Origin of the sequence: Pseudomonas sp. NFX5, from assembly GCF_049132125.1 — a bacterium.
Classification (GTDB): Bacteria; Pseudomonadota; Gammaproteobacteria; order Pseudomonadales; family Pseudomonadaceae; genus Aquipseudomonas; species Aquipseudomonas marginalis.
Genome location: NZ_JAFMZG010000032.1, coordinates 327,930 through 352,291, shown reverse-complemented (window position 1 = coordinate 352,291; position 24,362 = coordinate 327,930). Strand labels below are relative to the sequence as shown.

The window sequence follows — 24,362 nt, the reverse complement described above, 5'->3', positions numbered from 1 at the left end:
TCTTTGATTTCTCGCGGAGTAACTTGTGATGCTGATAATCTTGTTGACTATCAGTCTGACTCCACAAGCACCCACACGAATTGCTTGATTCAGTTGTTAAAGAGCGGTTGGTTAAGAGCTTTCGTCTCAACCGAGGCGCGCATTCTACAGCAGCCTCATTTGCTGTCAAGTGATTATTTTCAGAAGCTTTCGAAGATTTCTTCAACAACTTCAACCACTTGCGCTTCCGATCTCTCGTCAGCGGGAGGCGAATTCTACAGCGTTACACGCTGCTGTCAACACCTCTTTTTCTCCGCTTTCGACCGAGAAGATCGAATCGTTAATAGCGCCAAACAACACGACTCTACCAACGCCTTCTGGGCTTCGATGAATTGAAGCAATCCGCTGTCTTATTCTGCATAACTCATTGTTTACCAAGGAGTTTTACGTTTCGACTGCGCCGGAAGTGGGGCGAATTATAGACTTCCAGGATCTGCCGTCAACACTTAATTTGGTTTTTCTATCAAAGTGCCTGCCAACCTTCAAATCCCTCTATATAGAGAAGGTCTCGCTGTCGAATTGAGCAATATATTGCTCAAAGCCGAACGATTAAGCATCATAGCAGCCCCTGATTCTCGAATATGACCTCGGACGAACGCCCCAATGACCACCTCCCCCCGCAGCTTGGCCTCGGCATTGTTTCCTGTCGGCCTGCTGTTGATCGCCATGGCCTCCATCCAGTCCGGAGCCTCACTGGCCAAGAGCATGTTCCCGATTGTCGGCGCCCAGGGCACCACAACCCTGCGCCTGATCTTCGCCAGCGTAATCATGTTGCTCATCCTGCGACCATGGCGCGCCAGGCTGACCGCAAAATCCCTGCGCACCGTGGTCGTTTACGGCATGGCCTTGGGCGGCATGAATTTCCTCTTCTATATGTCCTTGCGCAGCGTTCCCTTGGGCATTGCCGTAGCCCTGGAATTCACCGGACCGCTCGCCGTCGCGATCTACGCGTCGCGCCGAGCGGTAGACTTCCTGTGGATAGCACTCGCGATCATCGGCCTGCTCCTGTTGATTCCCATGGGGGAAGCCAGCAGCGGAATCGACCTGGTCGGCGCGACCTATGCTTTGGGGGCGGGGGCTTGCTGGGCACTCTACATTCTGTTCGGTCAGAAAGCAGGCAACGACAACGGCGTCCAGACCGCCGCCCTCGGCGTAATGATCGCTGCCCTGTTTGTGGCGCCCATCGGTATCGTCCATGCCGGCACCGCATTACTGACCCCGGCATTGATTCCAGTCGCCATCGGTGTCGCGATCCTGTCCACGGCACTTCCGTACACCCTGGAGATGGTAGCGCTGACACGCCTCCCCGCCCGCACATTCGGAACACTGATGAGCATTGAGCCTGCTTTCGGTGCACTCTCAGGACTTTTCTTCCTGCAGGAGCACCTATCCCTACCGCAATGGCTGGCCATAAGTTGCATTATCATGGCCTCAGTAGGCGCGACACTGACGATGCGCAATGACTCCAAGCCACTGGTTCCGGCGGATTGAATCATCTTTGAAAGTTGCTCTGGTATTTGCCGCGTATTTAGGCCATGTTTAAACTGCAAACGAATGTCATTCATGGAGTTTTTCGACAAGGACAGCACGAACGCTACACTCGAGAGCGAGTAGAGCCGGCTTCAAGCATTATGAAGTGGCTATTAAGGATAGGAATGAAGCGAATTTTGATACTGTTAATGGTCGTGGCTATTGCTGGCTGCGCCGCGACTACCAAGACAGAAGTAAAACGCGGCAAAAAAGGGCTGCATATCAACTGTTCCGGCCTGTCTTCTTCCTGGGACCAGTGCTACACCAGTGCAACCAACTCTTGTGGCGCCAAAGGCTACCGGGTTATCGCCAAGTCCGGTGACAATTCCGAGGAACCAGGGGACTATCCCTTCGGCCTAAACCCTGCCGGCTATACCAGCCGCAGCATGATCGTCATCTGCAAGTGATCTCCTCCGAGCAGTCACCAGCGACTGCTCATACACATGCCTGATATAACGCCGTCCCTTCGCGGCGCTGCAACTGAATTATTGCAGCTCCTGATTTTTGCACCCGGTCAAATAGCCGTCGTACGCACCTGCAACCACGCCAACGCAGCACCGCTGAGCAGCGGGCTCAGGCGTTCACGCACCTCGGCGTGGTACGCATTGAACCATTCGCGCTCATCCGCGGTGAGCAGCGACGGCTCCAGGCAACGGGTGTCGATCGGGCACAAGGTCAGGGTTTCAAACGAGAGAAACTCACCAAACTCGGTCTTGCCTGCCTCGCGGTTCAATACCAGGTTCTCGATACGCACGCCCCAACGTCCAGGGCGGTAGGTGCCCGGCTCGATGGAGGTGATCATCCCTGGCTGCATCGCGGTTTGCGGCGCAGTGGCGGCTTGGTAGGCAATCACTTGTGGGCCTTCATGCACATTGAGAAAATAACCTACGCCGTGCCCGGTACCGTGGCCGTAGTCCACGCCTTCAGCCCAGATCGGCGCGCGGGCAATGGAATCCAGCAGCGGCGACAAAATCCCCTTGGGGAAATGCGCACGTGACAGTGCAATCACGCCCTTCAGCACACGGGTGCAGTCACGCTTCTGTTCGTCGCTCGGCGTACCGATAGGCACCATCCGCGTGATATCCGTGGTGCCACCCAAATACTGGCCACCCGAGTCGATCAGCAGCAAGCCATCGCCTTCGATCACCGCATGCTCTTCTTCGGTGGCGTGGTAATGCGGCATGGCCCCATTGGCATTGAACGCTGCGATGGTATTGAAACTCAGCGACACATAATCGGGGCGACGGGTGCGCGCAGCCGTCAGGTGTTCATCGATGGTCAATTCAGTGATGCGTTCACGTCCGAGTGCACTGTCCAGCCAGGCGAAGAATTCGCACAGCGCCGCGCCGTCCTGTTCCATGGCGCGGCGGATGTGCTCCGCGTCCGCCAGGCTTTTGCGGGATTTGGCCAGCGTGGTCGGGTTCAGCCCTTCGATCAGCTTGACGCCGGCATTCAGGTTTTCCAGCAGACCGGCAGTAACGCGGGCCGGGTCAACCTGCATGCTGGCGCCCGATGGCACCGCACGCAGTGCATCCGCCACGTCGCTGTAGTCGCGCAACGTCACACCATCCTGCGCAAGCACCGCGCGCAGGTCCGCGTCGACTTTACTCAGCGCCACAAACAACGTGGCCTGTTGTTGATTGATCAACGCAAACGACACAAACACCGGATTAAACGAAACATCGCCGCCACGCAGGTTGAACAGCCAGGCGATGTCATCCAGGGTGGCGATGAAGTGCCAGTCGGCGCCCTTCTCCTTCAAACTGGCGCGCAGCGCAGCAAGTTTATCGCCACGGCTCACGGTCGCTTGCGGTGGCAGATGCTGATAGATCGGCTGGCTCGGCAGGCTCGGACGGTCTTTCCAAACCACATCGAGTACGTCGATATCAGTCCGCAGGCGCGCGCCGCGCTCTGCCAGCCTCGCGCCCAAGGTGCGCGACGACGCGACAGCCATCACCGCACCGTCCACCGCCACCACACCGCCTTCCGGCGTCTGCTCAGCCAGCCACTCCAGCGGCCCGGGTTGGCCCGGTTGCAGCTTGACCAATTCAATGCCACTGCCCTTGAGCTCCTTGGTCGCCTGTTCCCAGTAACGGCTGTCGGCCCAGACACCGGCGAAATCCGCAGTGACAATCAGCGTGCCTACCGAACCATGGAACCCCGACAACCATTGGCGCCCCTGCCAGTAACCCGGCAGGTATTCGGACAAATGCGGATCAGCCGACGGCACCAGCAGGGCGTGAATGCCCTCGCGGCGCATCAGTTCGCGGGTGTGCGCCAGGCGCTGGGGAACCGTTCCATGGGTCAAGGGCTGCGTACTCATTGTGTCTCCTGCTAACCACTAATAATTGTTATGTGAAAATCAGACGGCCCAGAACGCCGGTGCACTGGCCAGTGCGGCCTTGATCAATTGCACGGCCTGGTCGATGTCCTGCTCGGTGGTAAACCGGCCCAGGCTCAAACGTATGGTGCGGCCGGCAGAACGTGCGTCAAGGCCCAACGCAAGCAGCACGTGGGAAGGCGCGTTGCTGGCGGAGTTGCATGCCGAGGTCGCCGAAAAGGCGATGCCCGCGCTCAACGCAGCAGCGTCGAATTCACCTTCGCTGAACGTAAGGCTGAGGGTGTGAGGAATGCGCTGCGCAGGGCTGCCATTGAGGCGCACGCCACCGAGCGTATCCAACTGCTCCAGCAGGCGCTGACGCAAGGTCATAATGACAGCCTTCTCCTGCGCAAAAGACGCCGCCGCCAGAGCGAACGCCGCGCCCATGCCCGCAATCTGATGGGTAGCCAGGGTACCGGAGCGCAAGCCCCCCTCGTGGCCGCCACCATGAATCTGTGCCGACACTTTCTGTTGCGCCCGAGGGCCGACATACAGCGCGCCAATCCCCTTGGGGCCATACAGCTTGTGCGCGGAAAACGACATCAAATCCACCGGCCACTGCGCCAGGTCGATCGCCACCTTGCCCGCGCCCTGCGCCGCGTCGACATGCAACAACGCGCCATGCTCACGCACGCGCGCGCCGATGGCGGGGATGTCATTGAGGGTGCCCAGTTCGTTATTCACCAGCATCAGCGATACCAGAAAGGTATCTTCACGCAATGCTTCGCTGACGGCCTCGGCGCTGATCAATCCGTCGGCGTCCGGCACCAGGTAAGTCACGGCCACACCGGCTTCCTGAAGCTGTCGCGCGGTGTCCAGCGTGGCCTTGTGTTCAATCTGGCTGGTGATGATATGCCCGCCCGCCACGCCACGCGCCTGGGCAACGCCCTTGATCGCGAGGTTATTGGACTCAGTAGCGCCGGAGGTCCAGACGATCTGTTCAGGCTCTGCGCCGACCAGTTCGGCCACCTGGCGACGCGCCTGTTCAACCGTTTGCCGGGCCGCCTGGCCGAACGCATGGGAACTGGACGCGGGGTTACCGAAATTGGCATTGAAGCCCAGACACTCGACCATCACCTGGATGACGCGTTCGTCCACCGGGGTGGTAGCGGCGTAGTCGAAATACAGCGGACGTTTATTCATGACAGTCAAGACTCGCAGAGCAGGTTCCCGAGAGCAGCGTCTCAGGGGCATCGGCCGGAACAGAGGTCGTCAGGTTTACCGGATCGAATGCCATTAAAGAAGGACAACTTTAAGTAAATGTGCGTAGGAACGCTCCTGAAATTCAGCTTAACAGGCTGAAGTCGTGCCATGGCAAACAAAAAGCCCGAGGTTCCTTCAAGGGAAGCCTCGGGCTTTTTGCTGCGCAGTGCCAATTCAACTGGGACGACCATGCAAAACCACGTTGCGCTCGGCGTTCATTTCGCCCTGGCGATCAAATCCGAACGACTTCTGTGGCTGGCCGGTCAGTGCGGCGCGCTGCTGTTGATATTCATCAAACGACAAGCCACGACGGCTCAGCGCTTCCAGGGCCAGTTGCTTGCTCTCTTCGGCCGTGTAGGGACGCAATTCCGGCGATGGATGGTTCGCACACCCGGCGAGTACGGCGCTGACAATCACTAAGCAAACAGCAAGAAATCGGTTCATGGAGGTAGCCCTGGAAAGAAGGTTTCGAGTCAATGAACACAGGCTACTCCCGAGCTCACAGAGGGAAAAATCACCGTCCGTGATAGTCGCTATCAACCGCCAACGCCCCCTCGATAGCCACCCCCCCTTATATTTCCTTATGTTCTATAAATATGGAAATACGTTCATTTACGGAATAAATGCAACGTTCTATAAAGGACTTGCACCGCAACTGCACTGTTCGCCACGCAACTGTTTGCCAGGCAACAGCCATTCAACAAATCACCAGTCAGACAACAGCAGCATTTTTCAGCAGTGAACCTGCAACCCACGCCAATCAAGGCCTGCCCCCGTTGGTACAGCTCTTGCTCAACAGGTTGCACTCCACCTGCTATGAACCACTGTTGATAAAGGAACTGTTCATGACCCGTCCCCTGAATGTCGTTGCCCTCTCCGGCGGAACCTGGCGCCCGTCCCGGACCCTCGTGCTGACCCAAGCCGTACTGGCTGAATTGGCGACCTTGCTGCCGATCCAGACCACCCTGATCGAGCTGGGCGACATTGCCCGGCCACTCGGTGGTGCGCTGTCACGGGATGAGTTGCCCGCCGAGGTCGAAGCCCAACTGGTGGCCATCGAACAGGCCGACCTGCTGATCGTCGCCGCACCGGTCTATCGCGGTTCCTACCCTGGCCTGCTCAAGCATCTGTTTGACCTGGTTGGCCTCAACGCCCTGATCGACACACCGGTATTACTCGCAGCCACCGGCGGCAGCGAGCGCCACGCGCTGGTTCTCGATCACCAACTGCGGCCGCTGTTCAGCTTCTTCCAGGCCCTGACCCTGCCGATCGGGGTGTACGCCACCGAGGCCGACTTCACCGATTACCAAATAACCAGTGAGCCCTTGAAGGGCCGTATACGCCTTGCGGCAGAACGCGCAGCGCCGTTGTTTGCAGCGCACTCCCCCTCTCTGCTGAAAATCGCTTAAGGATTGGTCATGGATGTTTTCTGGTTTCTGCCAACACATGGCGACGGTCATTACCTGGGCACCACCCAAGGTGCACGGCCGGTCACCCTCAATTATCTGAAGCAAGTCGCGCAGGCGGCTGACAGCCTGGGCTACCACGGCGTGTTGATTCCTACCGGCCGCTCGTGCGAAGACTCCTGGGTCATCGCCTCGGCACTGGTGCCGCTGACCGAGCGCCTGCGTTACCTGGTGGCGATTCGCCCGGGCATCATCTCGCCGACCGTTTCTGCGCGCATGGCGGCGACCCTGGATCGCCTGTCCAACGGTCGCTTGCTGATCAATGTGGTCACCGGCGGTGATCCCGACGAGAACCGCGGCGACGGCAGCTTCCTCGACCACAGCGAACGCTACGAAGTCTCCGACGAATTCCTGCAAATTTGGCGCCGCGTATTGCAGGGCGAATCAGTGGACTTCGAAGGCAAACACCTGCGAGTGCAGAACGCCAAGGCGCTTTACCCACCGGTGCAAAAGCCTTATCCACCGTTGTATTTCGGCGGTTCCTCGGATGCCGCCCACGACCTCGCCGCCGAACAGGTGGATGTGTACCTGACCTGGGGCGAACCGCCCGCCGCCGTCGCCGAAAAACTCGCGGATGTGCGTGAACGCGCTGCCCGCCACGGGCGTACGGTGAAGTTCGGCATTCGTCTGCACGTGATCGTGCGCGAGACCGAAGAGGACGCGTGGAAAGCCGCCGACAAGCTGATCGAGCACATCAGCGACGAAACCATTGCCGCCGCACAAAAATCCTTCTCGCGCTTCGACTCCGAAGGCCAGCGCCGCATGGCCGCCTTGCATGACGGGCGCCGCGACAACCTGGAAATCGCCCCCAACCTGTGGGCCGGTGTCGGCCTGGTACGCGGCGGTGCCGGTACCGCGCTGGTGGGCAACCCCCGGCAAGTGGCCGAGCGCATCAAGGAATACGCCGACCTGGGCATCGAAAGCTTCATCTTCTCCGGCTACCCGCACCTGGAAGAAGCCTATCGCTTTGCCGAGCTGGTGTTCCCGCTGCTGCCGGAACCCTATGCCAGCCTGGCCGGACGCGGCATCACCAACCTCACTGGCCCGTTCGGCGAAATGATTGCCAACGATGTTCTGCCAGCCAAGGCCTGATCGGCGCAGCGGCGGGAGCGGCATTGGTCGTTCCCGCTTATAAAGAGGAAACCCTGTGACAGCCAAACCCCATAGCGTCCTGCCATCACCGTTGCAGACCGCCAGACTGCTGGCCGCCGAATTCGCCCTCACCGCCGTCGAACGCGACGAGCGCGGTGGCACCCCCAAGACCGAACGTGACGCCCTGCGCCAAAGCGGCCTGCTGGCCCTGAGCATTCCCACCCAATATGGCGGCCTCGGCGCCCGCTGGAGTGACACCCTGGCCATCGTGCGCGAGTTCGCCAAGGTCGACAGCTCCATTGCCCACGTCTTCGGCTTCCACCACCTGATGCTGGCCACCGTGCGCCTGTTCTCGCGGCCGGACCAATGGCAACCCTGGTTCGAACAGACCGCGCGCAAAAACTGGTTCTGGGGCAACGCCCTCAACCCATTGGACACACGCACCGTGGTCAAGGACTTCGGCGGCTGGCGCGAGTTCTCCGGCAAGAAGAGCTTCTGCTCCGGCGCCAGCGACTCGGAAATGCTGATTGCCTCGGCGGTGGATGAAAGCGCCGGCGGCAAGCTGCTGATCGCCGCCATCCCCAGCGGGCGCAGTGGCATCACCCTGCACAACGACTGGAACAATATCGGCCAGCGCCAGACCGACAGCGGCAGCGCCAGCTTCGAACGGGTGCGCGTCGAGGAGTCGGAATTGCTGCTCGACCCGGGCCCGCTGAGCACGCCTTTTGCCTGCCTGCGCCCGCTGATCGCCCAGTTGACCTTCACCCATATGTTCCTCGGCATCGCCGAAGGCGCCTTCGAAGAAGCGCGCAACTACACGCTCACCGAAACCCGTTCCTGGCACAAGTCCTCGGCCGAAGACGTGCGCCAGGACCCTTACGTGCTGCATCACTACGGCGAATTCTGGGTGGCCCTGGAGGGTGTGCGCCTGTTGGTGGAACGCGCTGCCGAGCTGCTCGACCAGGCATGGGCAAAAGGCCCCAACCTCAGCGAAAACGAACGCGGTCAACTGGCGATTGCCATTGCGACCGCCAAGGTCGCCGCCACCCGCCAAGGCCTGGACCTGTGCAGCCGCCTGTTTGAAGTCACCGGTGCACGCTCCACCCACGCGTCACTGCGCCTGGACCGCCATTGGCGCAACCTGCGCACGCAAACCCTGCACGACCCGGTCGACTACAAACTTCACGAGCTGGGGGACTGGGCGTTGAACCAATCCCTGCCGATTCCGACGTTCTACTCATAAAAAGAGGTGCCCATGCAGCTTCTAACCTTACCGCCCTCGCCCGCCCTTGCGACGTCGATCCGCGCCACGGCCCAGGTCTTCGAAGACCCGAAATCCAAGGCGCTGCTCGACCATATCCAGCAAGTGGCGCCCAGCGAAGCCAGCGTGCTGATCATCGGCGAGACCGGTACCGGTAAAGAGCTGGTGGCGCGCCACATCCACAACCTCAGCGCGCGGCGCAACCGGCCGTTCGTGGCGGTGAACTGCGGGGCGTTCTCCGAATCCCTGGTGGAAGCCGAGTTGTTCGGCCATGAAAAAGGCGCGTTTACCGGCGCCCTCAGCGCCAAGGCCGGCTGGTTCGAAGAGGCCGATGGTGGCACCTTGTTCCTCGATGAAATCGGCGATTTGCCGATGCCCATCCAGGTCAAGCTGCTGCGCGTCCTACAGGAGCGCGAAGTGGTGCGCCTGGGCTCGCGTAAGAGCATTCCGATCGATGTGCGCGTACTGGCCGCCACCAACGTGCAACTGGAAAAGGCCATCAACGCCGGGCATTTCCGCGAAGACCTCTACTATCGCCTCGACGTCGTCAGCCTGGAACTCAGCCCGCTGCGCGAGCGCCCCGGCGATATCCTGCCGCTGACCCGGCATTTTATCGAAGCCTACAGCCAGCGCCTGGGCTACGGCCCGATCACCATCAGCCGCGAGGCCGAACACAAGCTGAAGAGCTACAGCTGGCCGGGCAACATCCGCGAATTGGAAAACGTGATTCACCACACCCTGCTGATCTGCCGTAACGGCGTGATCGAACGCGACGACCTGCGCCTGTCGAACATGCGCATCGAGCGCCAGGACGACAGCCAGCACGGCACCGACAACAGCGCCGAAGCCTTGCTGGAGCGCGCGTTTCAAAAGCTCTTCGAAGAACAGGCCGGTGCCCTGCACGAAAAGGTTGAAGACGCGCTATTGCGCGCCGCCTACCGCTTCAGCCATTACAACCAGGTGCACACCGCCAACTTGCTGGGCCTGAGCCGCAACGTCACGCGCACGCGCCTGATCAAGATCGGCGAGTTGGCGGTGAACAAGCGTCGCCCTGGAGAAAACGTGCAGGGCGAGCGCATGCTGCACCTATCCATTTAGGCGACAGTGCAACGCGTTGTCATGGCTGCGTTCGAAACTGCGCAGTACCTGGAACGAACCAAAGGTCACGGCCGTGGCCTGATGGGCGCGAATCAGCGTCCAGAAATCTTCCTCGCCGTGCTCAAAGCATTGGAACGCCGCTTCGCCGTCCTCGCGGGAGCGCCATTGCAGGTAATTGAGCACCCGCCGCCCGTCTTCGCTGACCTGCACACTCGCGTTGATAAAGCCGCCATGGCCCTGGGCCAGGCGTTCACTTTGGGTGGACAAGGCCGCCACCAGCGCCACTTGTTGCTGGGGCTCGATGTGAAACTCGATCAGTTGAGTGAAACTGCGATTTTTCTCTGATACCTGCATGAACACTCCCCTTTCTCTGTAGGCAGAATCTTGTGATTCGATACCACGCAGGGTAAAACCTCTAGTTAAGTCAAGGTCAAGCGCTTAATTGGAGTATTCATGGTTACCAAAGAGCTCACCGTCGGCCAACTGGCAGCCCGTAGCGGTGTAGCTGTTACGGCCCTGCACTTCTACGAAACCAAGGGGCTGATCAAGAGTCATCGCAATGCCGGCAATCAACGACGCTATCCACGGGATGTACTGCGCCGGGTGGTGGTGATCAAGATCGCCCAACGCCTGGGAATTCCACTGGCAACGATTGGCGAGGCGTTGCTGACGTTGCCGGAAGGGCGCACGCCCAACGCTCAGGATTGGAAGCGGTTGTCCGCGCTGTGGCGGGAAGACCTCGATGAGCGCATCCATAAGCTGATGCTGCTGCGGGACAAACTCACCGGCTGTATTGGGTGTGGATGCTTGTCGCTGGACGCGTGCCCGTTGCGCAACCCGGATGACCAGCTCGGTGGGCGCGGGCCGGGGGCGCAATTGCTGGAGCCCGGCTGCCCCCCCTCGTCGGGGCCCTCGGAGCCCTTGATGGGCGTGGCCTATAGTGAAGAGGCCGTGCCTCCACAACCACAATCAAGGAGAACGAAATGAGCGTTAAACCCATTCCCGAGGGTTATCACAGTGTCACGCCCTATATGGGCATCGACAAAGCCTCAGAGGCTATCGAGTTTTACAAAAAGGCCTTCGGCGCCACCCAGATCATGCGCCTGGACATGCCCGATGGCAGGGTCGGCCATGCCGAGCTGCGCATTGGTGACTCGGCGATCATGCTGGGCACGCCCTGCGATCAGATGTCCCTGAGCAATCCGGCTGAAAGCACCAGTGTCGCCTTGCATCTGTACGTGAACGACGTAGACGCACAGTTCAAACAAGCCGTCGCAGCGGGCGCCAGCGTGGTGTCCGAACCGGAGGACCGATTCTATGGCGACCGTTCGGGCAGCGTGAAGGATCCATACGGTCACCTTTGGTACCTCGCCACCCGCAAGGAAGACCTCAGCGAAGAACAGATCCGTCAGCGCGCCATGGAAATGTTCAAGCAAGGCTGAGCATCGGGGCCGGTTCGCCGGCTCCTACCCCACTTCATGAATACCCCCACGCCGTAAAAACCCGCTGGATATGAACCTGAAACATTTTCTTTCATATCCACCTTGGGGATTTCTCATTCTCATCCGTCTTAACTTAGATACAGCCTGTCGCGTCAGCAAAAGCTACGACTGGCCTTTCCCGGGCCTCCTCGCCCTCTCCTGATCAAGACCCTCTTTCACATGTCGAAGAAGTCACGCTCAAAACTCTGGTTTCTCGTCCATAGCTGGCTGGCCTTGCCCATCTGGTTCTTTGTACTGATTGTCTGCGTCACCGGCACCCTGGCGGTGGTCAGCCAGGAAATCGTGTGGCTGGCCAATCCGGACATCCGTGCGAGCAAGCCGTCGGATGATGCCGAGCCGCTGAGCTACGACCAGGTGATCAGCGCCATCAAGCGGGCCGAACCCCAGGTCATCGTGCAGTCTCTCAGTCGTCCGGATGAATCGCACTTTGCCCTGAGTGTCGACCTCAGCTACCCGGACGGGCGCTCGGTAGAGGTCTACGTCAACCCGTACACCGGGGCGATCCAAGGCATCAGCCCGTCGTTCAACTTCCGTCAGTTCACCCGCGCCCTGCACGGCTGGTGGCTGGTGCCGTTTACCAATGGCTTCAGCTGGGGCTGGTACCTGGTGTCGCTGCTCGGCTTGCCGTTGCTGGCCTCACTGGTCACCGGCCTGGTGGTGTACAAGCGCTTCTGGAAAGGCTTTTTCAAGCCGACCCTGCGTATCCGCCACGGCGCGCGGATTTTCTGGGGCGACTTCCACCGCCTGAGCGGTATCTGGTCGATCTGGTTTATTGCGGTGATTTCCATCACTGGCACTTGGTTCCTGATCCAGGCAATCCTGGGTGACAACCAGATCTCCATCTCCAGCGAGCCCATCGTCCCGGTGATCGCCCGCGAAAAAGTCCCAACCTCAGCCCCCGGCGTGCCTGCGCCGATGATTCCGGTGGATGAGGCGATCGCGATCGCCACCCAACGTATCCCGGGGCTGGAGGCGAGTTTCGTGAGCCTGCCGCTCAATGCCTACAGCCACCTGCAAATCGGCGGGCGGGGCTGGTACCCGCTGATGTTCCAGACAGCTCAGATCAACCCGTATGACGGCGAAATCGCCTCGTCGCACCTGCTGTCCGACCGCACCAAGCTGGAGTTCGTCACCGAATCCATGCGCCCCCTGCATACCGGCGACTTCGGTGGCCTCTGGATCAAGCTGATCTGGGCGTTCTTCGGCCTGGTGCTGAGCATGATGGTCTTGAGCGGCCTGTTGATCTGGACCAAGCGCACGGCCCTGGCCACCCTCAACGCTCTCAAGCGCGAAGCCAAGACACAACGTGCGCCGGCACCCACTCCGGCCATGCAGGCTGAAACCTCGGAGGCCAACCCATGAGCAAGTCCGCCAACGCTACCCCGCCTTCACCGTTGCGGGCCTTCTGGCTGAAATGGCGTTTCCACATCAATGTCCTGCTGTTGCTGGTACCGCTGGGCTTCATGCCCAAGTACTTCGCCGATGCCGCGCTGTTTCGCGGCGACACCGGCATCGGCGAGCGGGTGGCCGGCGACGTACAGGTCGGACCCTGGAGCCTCACGCTGGCCGAATTCCGCAACGAAGGCCCACGCCCCGACCCGGCCGGCCCGATGAAGTTCTTCAACGCCGCCCTCTGCGCCACCTGCGCCGACCAGGTCAAGGCCACCTACCTGCGCATCGGCAAGCCGCGCAGCCTGCGCGCCGCCGGGGTGATCTTCTTCGGCACCCCGTACCGCATGGGTGCCGGCCTGCCCGTGCCGGAACGTACCCCCGTCGATGCCGAACTGTGGGTCACCATGGAAGGCTGGGACGGCACTATGCACCAGGGTTCCATCCCGCTGAGCCAGGCCTCGCCTGCCACCATTGCCTGGCTGAACAAGCAAGGAGTCAAACCATGACGTTCAAGCGCCTGTCCCGCGCCGCGCTGTTGCTGTGCGCCGCTTTCAGTACCACCGTCCTTGCCCACAACCCGATGTGCGAATGCAAGGAAATCCCCGGCGAGCAGATCCAGTGCAAAGGCGGTTTCTCCGACGGCAGCGGTGCCCCCGGCGTGACACTGGATGTGATCGGCTATGACGAAACCATCCTGGTGCCCGGCAAGCTCGGCCAGGACTCCACCCTGACCTTCAAGAAGCCGTCCGCCGAGTTCTACGTGCTGTTTGATGCAGGCCCCGGTCACGTGGTGGAAATCGACCAAGCGGATATCCAGCCTCAATGAGTACGACACAGGTTGTTCGCCCCGCCGGTGCCGGCCACGAAACCCTCTACGTCCTGCTGCTGTGCCTGATCATCCTCGCGGTGGCGGGAACCGTGGTGGCGCTGCACGGTGAAACCCAAGCAGTCGCGGCGCTGCCCCGCCATCAACTGGATGCCCGTCGCGACCTGAGCGCCGCCGAACAAGGCATCTACGCCGACCTGCGGGTCACGCTGGATGAAATCCACTTGCTGCAGCAGGAGCAAAGCGCCCTGCCCACCCCCGAGCAACTGGCCGAAGAAGGCTTCGCGCCGTTTGCCCAGGACGCCAGTTCGGTCAGCCGCGGCGACCATCGCTGGCAGTTGTTGGCGAATTCGGCCTACTTGGGACTGAGCCAGACCCCGACCACCAGCGGTTCACTGCTGATGCGCGTGCAGGGCAGCGAGCCGGATATCTGGCTCAACCGCAGCACACACCTGGCCGCCCCCTCCGACCTCACTGACCAGGCGCTGATCGCAGCCGGCTGGCAGCAGGTGGTCGCGCAATTCGATGCCGGCGTCACCCGCCAGCACCGTCACTGAACGAGAAGACCGATTGCCCATGTCTATTTCATCGCCCCTGTTGCGCGTGTTTCTGGTTGGCCTGTTCAGCCTGATACTCGCTCCCCTCGCGAATGCCGAAGCGGCCAAGCGCCTGCGTATCGGCATCACCCTGCACCCTTATTACAGCTACGTGGCCAATATCGTCGGCGACAAGGCCGACGTCGTGCCGCTGATCCCGGCCGGCTTCAATCCCCACGCCTACGAGCCACGCGCCGAAGACATCAAGCGCATCGGCACCCTGGATGTGATCGTGCTCAACGGCGTCGGCCATGACGATTTCGCCGACCGTATGATCGCCACCAGCGAGCGCCCGGACATCCCGGTGATCGAAGCCAACGCCAACGTGCCGCTGCTGGCGGCCACCGGCAATGCCGCGCGCGGTGCCGGCAAAGTAGTCAACCCGCATACGTTCCTGTCGATCAGTGCGTCGATTGCCCAGGTCAACAACATCGCCCGCGAACTGGGCAAGCTCGACCCGGACAATGCCAAGACCTACACCCAGAACGCCCGCGCCTACGGCAAACGCCTGCGGCAGATGCGCGCCGATGCCCTGGCCAAGTTGACCGGCGCACCCAACCCGGACCTGCGCGTCGCCACCGTGCACGCGGCCTACGATTACCTGCTGCGCGAGTTCGGCCTGGAAGTCACGGCCGTGGTCGAGCCGGCCCACGGGATCGAGCCGAGCCCCAGCCAGTTGAAGAAGACCATCGACGAACTGCGCGCCCTGGACGTCAAGGTGATCTTCTCGGAGATGGATTTCCCGTCCACTTACGTCGACACCATCCAGCGCGAATCCGGGGTCAAGCTGTACCCGCTGTCGCATATTTCCTACGGCGAATACAGCGCTGAAAAATACGAAGTGGAAATGACCGGCAACCTCAACACCGTGGTACGGGCGATTCAGGAGTCGGGGGCATGACCGCAGCGCAGCAACTTAAGGTCGCGAGCGTCGGCCCGACCCTCGACTTCGACCAGGTGTCCCTCACCCTGGGCCGCACCGTGATCCTCGACGGCGTGAGCTTCCAGGTGCAGCCGGGCAGCATCCATGCGCTGGTGGGGCCGAATGGCGGCGGCAAAAGCTCGCTGATCAAGACCCTGCTGGGGCAAACACCGCACCAGGGGCAACTGAGCCTGCAGTGGCCGGGCACGCCCGGCACCATCGGTTATGTGCCCCAGGCGCTGGAGTTCGACCGGGGCCTGCCGATGACGGTCGACGATTTCATGGCCGCCATGTGCCAGCGGCGCCCGGCGTTCCTGGGGTTGTCCAAACATTACGCCGCCGCGATTGGCGAGGCGCTGGAACGGGTCGGCATGCAGGACAAGCGCAAGCGGCGAATGGGCGCGCTGTCCGGCGGTGAGCGCCAGCGGGTGTTGTTGGCCCAGGGACTGATCCCGGCGCCGCAGTTGCTGGTACTGGATGAACCGATGTCGGCCCTCGATGAAGCGGGTATCCAGGTGTTCGAACGCCTGCTCAATGACTGGCGCCTGGCCGGGATCACCGTGCTGTGGATCGAGCACGACCTGGAAGCCGTGGGCCGCCTGGCCGACCGCGTCACCGGCCTGAACCGCCGCCTGCTGTTCGACGCCACGCCGAAAGAGGCGCTGACCCCGGAGCGCCTGCTGACCCTGTTCTCTACCCACCCTCGGAGCCCGGCGCCATGAGTTATGAAGCGTTTCGCCTGATGGTCCAGGGCTGGGCCTCATCCGGTTACCTGCCGGAGGCACTGGCCTATGGTTTTGTGGTCAACGCCCTGCTCGCCGGTCTGCTGATCGGCCCGGTACTGGGCGGGCTGGGCACGCTGGTGGTGGTCAAGCGCTTTGCGTTTTTCTCCGAAGCGGTCGGCCATGCCGCACTGACCGGCGTGGCCGTGGGCATCCTGCTGGGTGAGCCCTACACCGGGCCCTATGGCAGCCTGTTCGGTTACTGCCTGTTGTTCGGCATCCTGCTCAACTACCTGCGCAACCGTACGGGCCTGGCGCCGGATACCTTGATCGGCGTGTTCCTGTCGGTGTCCCTGGCATTGGGCGCCAGCCTGCTGCTGATCCTGGCGGGCAAGATCAACGTGCACATCCTCGAAAACGTGCTGTTCGGTTCGGTGCTCACGGTCAACGGCAACGACCTGCTGGTACTGGCGATTGTCGGCGCCCTGGTGATGGCCCTGGCGCTGCCGCTGTACAACCGCATCATGCTCGCCAGCTTCAACCCGCAATTGGCAGCGGTGCGTGGTGTGGCGGTGAAGACCCTGGACTACCTGTTCGTGATCCTGGTGACGCTGATCACCGTGGCGGCAGTCAAGGTCATCGGCGCCATCCTGGTGGGCGCGCTGCTGGTGATTCCGGCTGCGGCGGCACGCCTGCTGAGCCAGTCGCTCAAAGGCTTCTTCTGGATCTCGGTGGTGATCGCCACCGTCAGCACCCTGTGCGGGATCCTGTTGCCGATCATCTTCGACCTGCCCATCCCCTCCGGTGCCGCGATCATCCTGATGGCCGGTATCGCCTTCGCCCTTGCCGCCGTCGCGCGGGGCACCGTGCCCAGCCTTAAAGGGAACCTTGGATAATGCGCTCCGTTCTTCAACCTCTGGCCCTGGCCATCACTTGCCTGATCACCACGCCGCTGATGGCGGCCGACGCGGGCAAACCTGCTGCTCACGCGGCAAAACCGGTCAAAGTCCTGGCCTCGCTGCCGATCACCTATGGCCTGGCGCAGGTGCTGCTCAAGGGCACCGATGTGCAGCTCGAGCGCGCGGCGCCGGCCAACCTGCCGGGCTCGCGGCAGGTGTCGTACTTCACCGGCCGTGGCGCGCCGGCACTGAACACCCTGGCCCAGGACGCCGACGCCGCCATTGGCGTGCGCTCGCTGTGGGCCGATGACCCGCTCTACCCCGTGGCACGGCGCAGCAATATCCGCATCGTCGAAATCGATGCGGCACGCCCGGTGGATGGCGGCCTGCCGGGCATCGCCGTGCAACCTGGCGTCGCCGATGGCTTGAACAGCCAGCCGTGGCAATCGAGCAACAACCTGGGGCGCATGGCCGATGTCCTGGCCGCCGACCTGAGCCGCCTGGCACCGGGCGCCAAGGCGAAGATCGACGCCAACCTGGCCGCCCTCAAGCAACGCCTGCTCAAGCTCAGCGCCGACAGCGAGGCGCGACTGGCCAAGGCGGACAACCTGAGTGTGGTCAGTTTGAGCGATCACTTTGCCTATCTGATCAGCAGTTTGAATCTGGAACTGCTCAGTACCGATGCCCGGCCCGACGCCGATTGGACACCTGAGGCGTTACAGAAGCTCAGTGCCGAGCTGAAGGACAACGACGTGGCCGTGGTGCTGCATCATCGCCAGCCAAGTGATGCAGTGAAAGCCGCCATCACGGCAGGCGGTTCAACGCTGCTGGTATTGAACGTAGACGGCGCGGACCCGGTATCGGAGCTGGAGAGCAATGTGGACCAGGTGATCAAGGCACTCACGCCGGATAGCTGAGTGACAGAGCCTTGGTGGGTTAAACCACATCCACGCCGACATGAATCGCATCATGCCGCCAGAATTCCAGGTCGCAGTCGATCAAGCGCTGGTGCTGGTCATAATTGACCCGGGCGATCCGCAAGCCCGGGCTGCCCACCGACACGCGCAATGCCGCCGCCGCTTCCACCGGCAATGAGGTCGGCACGATCTCGAAGCGCACCCGCCCGTAGTGCAAGTCGTACTTGCGCGCATACAACTCGGTCATCGACTGATTCAGGTCGCACTCGAGAATCCCCGGGAAATACTGCGGGTTCAGGTAGTGCTCCACATACAACACCAGCCGCCCGTCAATCCGCCGCCCCCGGCAGATCTGGATCACGCTGGACAACGCCGGCAGCTGCAACCACGCACACACCGCGGCCGAGGCCGGCTGCAGCCGCGCACTGATCACTTCGGTGGATGCCACCCGCCCCTGGTCGTTGACCATCGCGTGAAAGTGGCTGCGCTGCATCAGGTTGTAGGCCAGCCGAGGCGGCGAGACAAACCAGCCACGACGCTCCTCGCGATAAATCTGCCCTTGGGCCTCCAGTTGTAACAAGGCTTCCCGCACCGTAATTCGAGTGGTACCAAACAACTCGCTGAGCTTGCGCTCGGCGGGCAGCTTGCTTGCAGGCGCCAACAGGCCGTGGTCGATCTGCTCTTGCAGCGCCAGGCCGATGGATGTCACCGCCTTGATTGCCTCATCACGCATCAACGTTACCTATCTGGACTAGACCAGCACTGTTCAGGTGCACAAACCGCTGCATAAATGGGCTTGCACGACTGCTTGCCAGCCTAGGCACTCCTGATGACCGACAGATGACAGTCCCTGCCGCGTCCCTGCACCACACCCTGCAATACATCGGCCAAGTCCAGTCTCTGCGGGCACTTGAGCATGGTCTACGCTAAGTCTGCGCCGAGCGACATCAAGGCTATGAAAACGACATCGACATGAAACTGTCATCCATCGCGTCTAGATTGGCTCAGGTATTGCTCTGACCTAGACCAACAACACCGTAGAAAACACCGCCGCGTTGAAAACGCCCAAAGGAGCTTCGGATGAAACAGCTTTTCCTGGCATCACTGTTAGGCTCGACCATTGCCATGTGCACCGCCGCCATGGCCGCTGATACCGATCTAAAAACCTTGGAAGCCGCCGCGAAAGCGGAAGGTGCCGTCAACAGCGTCGGCATGCCCGATGACTGGGCCAACTGGAAAGGCACCTGGGAAGACCTGGCCAAGACCTACGGCCTCAAGCACATCGACACCGACATGAGTTCGGCCCAGGAAATCGCCAAGTTCAAGGCCGAAAAAGACAACGCCAGCGCCGACATCGGCGACGTAGGCGCCGCCTTCGGCCCGATCGCGGTGAAGCAGGAAGTCACCCAGCCGTATAAACCGTCGACCTGGGCTTCGGTGCCGGATTGGGCAAAAGACAAGGACGGTCACTGGGCCCTGGCCTACACCGGCACCATCGCGTTTATCGTCAACAAGAAGCTGCTGCACGGTTCCGAAGTCCCTACCAGTTGGGCTGACCTGCAAACCGGCAAATACAAAGTTTCGGTGGGTGACGTGAGCACTGCGGCCCAGGCCTCCAACGCCGTACTCGCCGCTGCTATCGCCAATAAAGGCGATGAAAAGAACATCGCCCCCGGCCTGCAATTCTTCACCAAGATCGCCCAGCAAGGTCGCCTCGGCCTGTCCAACCCGACCATCGCCACCATGGAAAAAGGTGAAGTCGAAGTGGGGATCGTCTGGGACTTCAACGGCCTGAGCTACAAAGCCAAGATGGCCAACCCGGATGACTACGTGGTGCTGATCCCATCGGACGGCTCGGTGAAATCCGGCTACACCACCATCATCAACAAATACGCCAAACACCCGAACGCCGCCAAGCTGACCCGCGAATACATCTTCAGCGACGCCGGCCAACTCAACCTGGCCCGTGGCAACGCACGTCCGATCCGTGCCGAAACCGACCTGAAGCTGCCGGCCGACATCGCCAAGAACCTGATCCCGGGCGAGCAGTACACCAAGGCCAACCCGCAGCCGATCAAGGATGCCGATGCCTGGGAAGCGACTTCCAAGAAGCTGCCGCAACTGTGGAACGAGCAGGTCATCGTAGAGATGAAGTAAGGGTTTATCCCACATTGGAGCTCCAGTGGAGATCCAATGTGGGAGGGGGCTTGCCCCCGATGACGGTGGATCAGCTAACAAATTCGTTGAATGACACACCGCTATCGGGGGCAAGCCCCCTCCCACATTTTTGACCCCGTTCCTCCAGAGGAATTGAGCCAAGTCAATCATTGCGGAGCGTCGCCCCCCATGAAACACCCCGTCATCCTTGTCGTGCTCGACGGCCTGAACTTCGAGGTTGCAAGGCACGCCATGGGGCACTTGCAGGCCTATGTCGGCGCAGGACGCGCAGCCCTCTACAAGCTGGAATGTGAACTGCCCGCCCTGTCCCGCCCGCTGTACGAATGCATCCTCACCGGCGTGCCACCGATCCACAGCGGTATCGTCCACAACAATGTCTCGCGCCTGTCCAACCAACGCAGCATTTTCCATTACGCCACCGACGCCGGCCTCACCACGGCGGCGGCGGCTTACCATTGGGTCAGCGAGTTGTATAACCGCACGCCCTTTCTCGCCGCCCGTGATCGCCATACCGACGACAAGGCACTGGCGATCCAGCACGGGCATTTCTACTGGAATGACCACTACCCGGATTCCCACCTGTTTGCCGACGCCGAAAGCCTGCGGCTCAAGCACGCGCCGGACTTCATGGTGGTGCACCCGATGAACATCGACGACGCCGGCCACAAGCACGGCCTCGACACGCCGCAGTACCGCAACAGCGCACGCTCGGCCGACATCATCCTGGCCGACTACCTGCAAGCCTGGCTCGATGCCGGTTACCAGGTGCTGGTGACCGCCGACCACGGCATGAACAACGACCGCTCCCACAACGGCCTGCTGCCGGAAGAACGGGAAGTGCCGCTGTTCGTGCTCGGCGATGCCTTCAGCCTGGACACCCACGCCGCACCGAAACAGACCGAGCTGTGCGGCACGGTCTGCGAACTGCTGGGCGTACCCCACGACAAACCTGTGTGCCGGGAGTTACTGAAGTGACTTCAATATCCCGCGGCAAATGGCTGGCCCTCCTGTGCCTGGTGCCTTTCGCACTGTTCTTTATCGTGTTCGAAATCGCCCCGCTGGTGTGGGTGCTGATCAATAGCCTGCAGACCGAAGACACCGGCTGGGGGCTGGACAACTTCACGCGCATCTTCAGTTCGAAGTTCTACCTGCAGGCCATCCAGTTCAGCCTGGAGATCAGCTTCTACTCGAGCATCTTCGGCATCATCATTGCCACGCTGGGCAGTTACTCCCTGCGCCGGGTGGATTCGCCGCTGCGCAACTTCGTCACCGCCTTCGCCAACATGACCAGCAACTTTGCCGGCGTGCCCCTGGCCTTCGCGTTCATCATCCTGCTGGGGTTCAACGGCAGCATCACCATCATGCTCAAGCAAGCCGGGATCATTCAGGACTTCAACCTGTACTCCAAGACCGGCCTGATCATCCTCTACACCTACTTCCAGATCCCCCTCGGCGTGCTGCTGCTCTACCCGGCCTTTGACGCCCTGCGCGAAGACTGGCGCGAGTCCGCTGCGTTACTGGGCGCCAATGGCTGGCAGTTCTGGCGGCACATCGGGCTGCCGGTGCTCACGCCGGCGCTGCTGGGCACGTTCGTGATCCTGCTGGCCAATGCCCTGGGTGCCTACGCGACGGTCTACGCCCTGACCACCGGGAACTTCAACGTGCTGCCGATTCGTATCGCCGGCCTGGTGTCGGGGGATGTGTCCCTCGATCCAAACATGGCCAGCGCCCTGGCCGTGGTGCTGGTGGCGCTGATGACCGTGGTCACCGTGGTCCATCAACTGCTGCTCAAGAGGAGCTACCATGTCTCGCGCTGAAGCCGGCCCGGCCTCCCTCTACCACCGCGTGGTGGTGTACCTGTTGTTCGCGATCCTGGTGCTGCCGCTGATTGGCACCTTCGTCTACTCCATTGCCAGCAGTTGGTCAGCAACCATTCTGCCGGCGGGCTTCACGGTGAAGTGGTATGTGCAGCTGTGGAGCGACCCACGCTTCCTGATGGCCTTCGGGCAATCCTTGCTGGTGTGCGTGGGTGCGTTGATCCTGTCGGTGGTGTTGATTCTGCCGCTGTTGTTCGTGGTGCATTACCACTTTCCCAGGCTCGACGCCTTGATGAACATCCTGATCCTGCTGCCCTTCGCGGTACCGCCGGTGGTGTCGTCGGTGGGCCTGCTGCAACTGTACGGCTCCGGGCCGTTGGCGATGGTGGGCACGCCGTGGATCCTGATCGGCTGCTATTTCACCGTGGCGCTGCCGTTCATGTACCGGGCGATCACCAACAACCTGCAAGCCATCAACCTGCGCGACTTGATGGACGCCTCGCAACTGCTTGGCGCCAGCACCTGGCAGGCCGCGATCTTCGTGGTGCTGCCCAACCTGCGCAAAGGCCTGATGGTGGCGCTGCTGCTGTCGTTCTCGTTCCTGTTCGGTGAGTTCGTGTTCGCCAATATCCTCGTGGGCACCCGCTACGAAACCCTGCAGGTGTACCTGAACAACATGCGCAACAGCAGCGGCCACTTCACCAGCGCCGTCGTGATTTCCTATTTCTTCTTTGTGCTGGTGCTGACCTGGGCCGCCAATATCTTGAACAAGGACAAAAGCCAATGAGCTTCGTCAGCGTCCAACACCTGCAAAAAGGCTACGCCGGCACCCCGGTGTTCAGTGATATCAACTGCGAAATCGCCAAGGGTGAGTTCGTCACCCTGCTCGGCCCATCCGGTTGCGGCAAGTCCACCCTGCTGCGCTGCATCGCCGGCCTGACCGCGGTGGACAGTGGGAAAATCCTGCTGGACGGCCAGGACATCGTTCCGCTGAGCCCACAGAAACGCAACATCGGCATGGTGTTCCAGAGCTATGCGCTGTTCCCCAACATGACCGTGGAACAGAACGTCGCCTTCGGCCTGCGCATGCAAAAGGTCAACGCCGATGACAGCCACAAGCGCGTGCAGGAAGTGCTGCAACTGGTGGAACTCAAGGACCTGGCCGGCCGCTACCCGCACCAGATGTCCGGCGGCCAGTGCCAACGTGTAGCCCTGGCCCGCTCCCTGGTCACCCGCCCGCGCCTGTTGCTGCTGGATGAGCCGCTGTCGGCGCTGGATGCACGGATTCGCAAGCACCTGCGCGAACAGATTCGCCAGATCCAGCGCGAACTGGGGTTGACCACGATTTTCGTAACCCATGACCAGGAAGAAGCCCTGACCATGTCGGACCGGATCTTCCTGATGAACCAGGGCAAGATCGTGCAAAGCGGCGATGCCGAGACCCTCTACACCGCACCGGTGGATGTATTCGCTGCCGGTTTCATCGGCAACTACAACCTGCTGGACGCCGACAAGGCCAGCCAACTGCTGCAACGCCCGATCAGCGGGCGCATCGCGATTCGCCCGGAGGCCATCGAACTGAGCCGCAACGGCGAACTCGACGCGCTGGTGCGCAGCCACAGCCTGCTGGGCAACGTGATCCGCTACCGTATCGAAGCCCGTGGCGTGGAATTGGTGGTGGACGTGCTCAACCGCTCGGCGGACGATCTGCACCCGGACGGCCAGCGCCTGGCACTTTCCATCGACCCCAGTGCGCTGTGTGAAGTAGCCTGAGCAGCAGTGAATCTTGAGAGAGCGTAACGGATGGCATTGGTAATTTTTGATTTGGACGACACCCTGATCCATGGCGACTGCGCCACCCTCTGGAGCGAACAGATGGGCCGCCTGGGCTGGGTCGACCCGGCGTCGTTCATGGGCAGGAACAACGAGCTGATGGACGCCTACAGCCGCGGCGAGCTGGCCATGGAAGACTTCATGGACTTCAGCCTGGAACCGATGATCGGCCGCACCCCGGAGGAAATCGAGCATTTGGTGGAGCCATGGGTCGAGGATGTGATTGAACCGCTGATCTACAGCGACGCCACCAGGACCATCGCCCGCCACCGCGCCAACGGCGACCGGATCCTGGTGATCTCCGCCTCGGGGACTCACCTGGTGAAACCGATCGCGGCGCGTATCGGCATTGATGAGGTGCTGGGGATTGAGCTGGAAGTGAGTCATGGCGTGTACAGCGGCCGTACCGTCGGTGTACTGACCTACCGCGAAGGCAAGATCACACGCTTGCTGGAATGGCTGGAACAGGAAGGTGAATCGCTGGACGGCGCGTATTTCTATTCGGATTCGCGCAATGACTTGCCGTTGTTGCTGAAGGTGGAGCACCCGCAGGTGGTGAACCCCGACCCGGTATTGCGCGCCCACGCCGAAAAATCCGGCTGGCCAATCCACCACTGGGTCTGACACCGCCTATCCCGACTTGAAATCCAATCAAAGGTGGGAGGGGTAAGTCGAAGCGTCGCACCGCC

At 61.3% G+C, this 24,362-nt stretch carries 27 protein-coding genes and 1 pseudogene; 23 read left to right on the top strand and 5 right to left on the bottom strand.

Features of this window, described 5'->3' with window-relative positions; genetic code table 11:
• The 3 genes from J1N02_RS24290 to J1N02_RS24280 form a co-directional block, all read left to right on the top strand.
• The coding region (locus J1N02_RS24290; RefSeq protein WP_421147901.1) for a hypothetical protein at positions 1-375 on the top strand (375 nt) is incomplete at its 5' end.
• A 267-nt stretch (positions 376-642) separates the two neighbouring features.
• On the top strand, positions 643-1,530 hold the full coding sequence (gene rhtA, locus J1N02_RS24285) for a threonine/homoserine exporter RhtA (RefSeq protein ID WP_027607139.1): 888 nt from the start codon (positions 643-645) through the stop codon (positions 1,528-1,530).
• 164 nt (positions 1,531-1,694) lie between these two features.
• Positions 1,695-1,976, top strand: a complete 282-nt coding sequence (locus J1N02_RS24280; RefSeq protein ID WP_027607138.1) for a hypothetical protein — start codon at positions 1,695-1,697, stop codon at positions 1,974-1,976.
• A gap of 107 nt (positions 1,977-2,083) precedes the next feature.
• Here J1N02_RS24280 and J1N02_RS24275 read toward each other — a convergent pair whose 3' ends face one another.
• From J1N02_RS24275 to J1N02_RS24265, 3 genes are all read right to left on the bottom strand, one after another.
• Entirely contained in the window at positions 2,084-3,892 is a 1,809-nt protein-coding gene (locus J1N02_RS24275) for an aminopeptidase P family protein (protein WP_368964023.1), read from the bottom strand.
• A gap of 39 nt (positions 3,893-3,931) precedes the next feature.
• On the bottom strand, positions 3,932-5,092 hold the full coding sequence (locus tag J1N02_RS24270) for a cysteine desulfurase family protein (protein WP_027607136.1): 1,161 nt from the start codon (positions 5,090-5,092) through the stop codon (positions 3,932-3,934).
• Positions 5,093-5,326: 234 nt separating this feature from the next.
• Entirely contained in the window at positions 5,327-5,596 is a 270-nt protein-coding gene (locus tag J1N02_RS24265) for a hypothetical protein (protein WP_421147900.1), read from the bottom strand.
• A 401-nt stretch (positions 5,597-5,997) separates the two neighbouring features.
• Here J1N02_RS24265 and msuE point away from each other — a divergent pair, with 401 nt between their 5' ends.
• From msuE to J1N02_RS24245, 4 genes are read left to right on the top strand one after another with little or no spacing between them, the layout of a single operon-like run.
• Positions 5,998-6,561 (top strand): FMN reductase, encoded by a 564-nt coding sequence (msuE, locus tag J1N02_RS24260; protein WP_027607134.1) that lies wholly within the window; start codon positions 5,998-6,000, stop codon positions 6,559-6,561.
• A 9-nt stretch (positions 6,562-6,570) separates the two neighbouring features.
• Entirely contained in the window at positions 6,571-7,710 is a 1,140-nt protein-coding gene (ssuD, locus tag J1N02_RS24255) for an FMNH2-dependent alkanesulfonate monooxygenase (protein ID WP_027607133.1), read from the top strand.
• 55 nt (positions 7,711-7,765) lie between these two features.
• A complete protein-coding gene (locus tag J1N02_RS24250) occupies positions 7,766-8,953 on the top strand; it encodes an acyl-CoA dehydrogenase family protein (protein ID WP_027607132.1) in 1,188 nt (395 codons plus the stop codon).
• A gap of 12 nt (positions 8,954-8,965) precedes the next feature.
• Complete coding sequence (locus J1N02_RS24245; RefSeq protein ID WP_092358583.1) at positions 8,966-10,069, top strand: sigma-54 interaction domain-containing protein; 1,104 nt, start codon at positions 8,966-8,968, stop codon at positions 10,067-10,069.
• On the opposite strand, the gene J1N02_RS24240 is transcribed toward J1N02_RS24245, so the two are convergent.
• Positions 10,058-10,423: an antibiotic biosynthesis monooxygenase gene (locus J1N02_RS24240; RefSeq protein ID WP_065924540.1), complete on the bottom strand. Its 366-nt coding sequence runs from the start codon at positions 10,421-10,423 to the stop codon at positions 10,058-10,060. The genes J1N02_RS24245 and J1N02_RS24240 overlap by 12 nt on opposite strands.
• A gap of 99 nt (positions 10,424-10,522) precedes the next feature.
• Between J1N02_RS24240 and soxR the strand changes: the two are divergent.
• The 10 genes and pseudogenes from soxR to J1N02_RS24190 form a co-directional block, all read left to right on the top strand.
• Positions 10,523-10,957 (top strand): annotated as a pseudogene (soxR, locus tag J1N02_RS24235) (redox-sensitive transcriptional activator SoxR); the annotation flags it as partial.
• A 95-nt stretch (positions 10,958-11,052) separates the two neighbouring features.
• A complete protein-coding gene (locus J1N02_RS24230) occupies positions 11,053-11,511 on the top strand; it encodes a VOC family protein (RefSeq protein WP_141157193.1) in 459 nt (152 codons plus the stop codon).
• A 219-nt stretch (positions 11,512-11,730) separates the two neighbouring features.
• The gene (locus tag J1N02_RS24225; RefSeq protein WP_027607127.1) at positions 11,731-12,933 is read left to right on the top strand and encodes a PepSY-associated TM helix domain-containing protein; all 1,203 of its coding nucleotides are present in this window, start codon (positions 11,731-11,733) and stop codon (positions 12,931-12,933) included.
• Positions 12,930-13,469: a hypothetical protein gene (locus tag J1N02_RS24220; protein WP_027607126.1), complete on the top strand. Its 540-nt coding sequence runs from the start codon at positions 12,930-12,932 to the stop codon at positions 13,467-13,469. Before J1N02_RS24225 ends, J1N02_RS24220 begins: the two co-directional genes overlap by 4 nt.
• Positions 13,466-13,789, top strand: a complete 324-nt coding sequence (locus J1N02_RS24215; RefSeq protein ID WP_027607125.1) for a hypothetical protein — start codon at positions 13,466-13,468, stop codon at positions 13,787-13,789. The genes J1N02_RS24220 and J1N02_RS24215 overlap by 4 nt, the downstream gene beginning before the upstream one ends.
• The gene (locus J1N02_RS24210) at positions 13,786-14,346 is read left to right on the top strand and encodes a DUF6162 family protein (protein WP_092358577.1); all 561 of its coding nucleotides are present in this window, start codon (positions 13,786-13,788) and stop codon (positions 14,344-14,346) included. Before J1N02_RS24215 ends, J1N02_RS24210 begins: the two co-directional genes overlap by 4 nt.
• A 19-nt stretch (positions 14,347-14,365) precedes the next feature.
• A complete protein-coding gene (locus J1N02_RS24205) occupies positions 14,366-15,286 on the top strand; it encodes a metal ABC transporter substrate-binding protein (RefSeq protein WP_027607123.1) in 921 nt (306 codons plus the stop codon).
• A complete protein-coding gene (locus J1N02_RS24200; protein WP_027607122.1) occupies positions 15,283-16,029 on the top strand; it encodes a metal ABC transporter ATP-binding protein in 747 nt (248 codons plus the stop codon). Before J1N02_RS24205 ends, J1N02_RS24200 begins: the two co-directional genes overlap by 4 nt.
• A complete protein-coding gene (locus J1N02_RS24195; RefSeq protein ID WP_027607121.1) occupies positions 16,026-16,925 on the top strand; it encodes a metal ABC transporter permease in 900 nt (299 codons plus the stop codon). Before J1N02_RS24200 ends, J1N02_RS24195 begins: the two co-directional genes overlap by 4 nt.
• On the top strand, positions 16,925-17,845 hold the full coding sequence (locus tag J1N02_RS24190) for a metal ABC transporter solute-binding protein, Zn/Mn family (protein WP_421147899.1): 921 nt from the start codon (positions 16,925-16,927) through the stop codon (positions 17,843-17,845). Before J1N02_RS24195 ends, J1N02_RS24190 begins: the two co-directional genes overlap by 1 nt.
• Before the next feature lie 19 nt (positions 17,846-17,864).
• Here J1N02_RS24190 and J1N02_RS24185 read toward each other — a convergent pair whose 3' ends face one another.
• Positions 17,865-18,578, bottom strand: a complete 714-nt coding sequence (locus J1N02_RS24185) for a UTRA domain-containing protein (RefSeq protein WP_027607119.1) — start codon at positions 18,576-18,578, stop codon at positions 17,865-17,867.
• Between the two features lie 347 nt (positions 18,579-18,925).
• Between J1N02_RS24185 and J1N02_RS24180 the strand changes: the two genes are divergently transcribed.
• The 6 genes from J1N02_RS24180 to J1N02_RS24155 all read left to right on the top strand — a co-directional run bounded on the left by J1N02_RS24180 (position 18,926) and on the right by J1N02_RS24155 (position 24,297).
• A complete protein-coding gene (locus J1N02_RS24180) occupies positions 18,926-20,002 on the top strand; it encodes an ABC transporter substrate-binding protein (protein ID WP_131699191.1) in 1,077 nt (358 codons plus the stop codon).
• 189 nt (positions 20,003-20,191) lie between these two features.
• A complete protein-coding gene (locus J1N02_RS24175) occupies positions 20,192-20,998 on the top strand; it encodes an alkaline phosphatase family protein (protein ID WP_065939887.1) in 807 nt (268 codons plus the stop codon).
• Positions 20,995-21,840: an ABC transporter permease gene (locus tag J1N02_RS24170; RefSeq protein ID WP_146478035.1), complete on the top strand. Its 846-nt coding sequence runs from the start codon at positions 20,995-20,997 to the stop codon at positions 21,838-21,840. Before J1N02_RS24175 ends, J1N02_RS24170 begins: the two co-directional genes overlap by 4 nt.
• Positions 21,827-22,627, top strand: coding sequence for an ABC transporter permease (locus tag J1N02_RS24165; protein WP_027607115.1), 801 nt, complete (start codon positions 21,827-21,829; stop codon positions 22,625-22,627). The genes J1N02_RS24170 and J1N02_RS24165 overlap by 14 nt, the downstream gene beginning before the upstream one ends.
• Positions 22,624-23,613 (top strand): ABC transporter ATP-binding protein, encoded by a 990-nt coding sequence (locus J1N02_RS24160; protein WP_092490276.1) that lies wholly within the window; start codon positions 22,624-22,626, stop codon positions 23,611-23,613. Before J1N02_RS24165 ends, J1N02_RS24160 begins: the two co-directional genes overlap by 4 nt.
• A 30-nt stretch (positions 23,614-23,643) precedes the next feature.
• Entirely contained in the window at positions 23,644-24,297 is a 654-nt protein-coding gene (locus J1N02_RS24155) for an HAD family hydrolase (RefSeq protein WP_027607113.1), read from the top strand.
• The last annotated feature ends 65 nt before the right edge of the window (positions 24,298-24,362 follow it).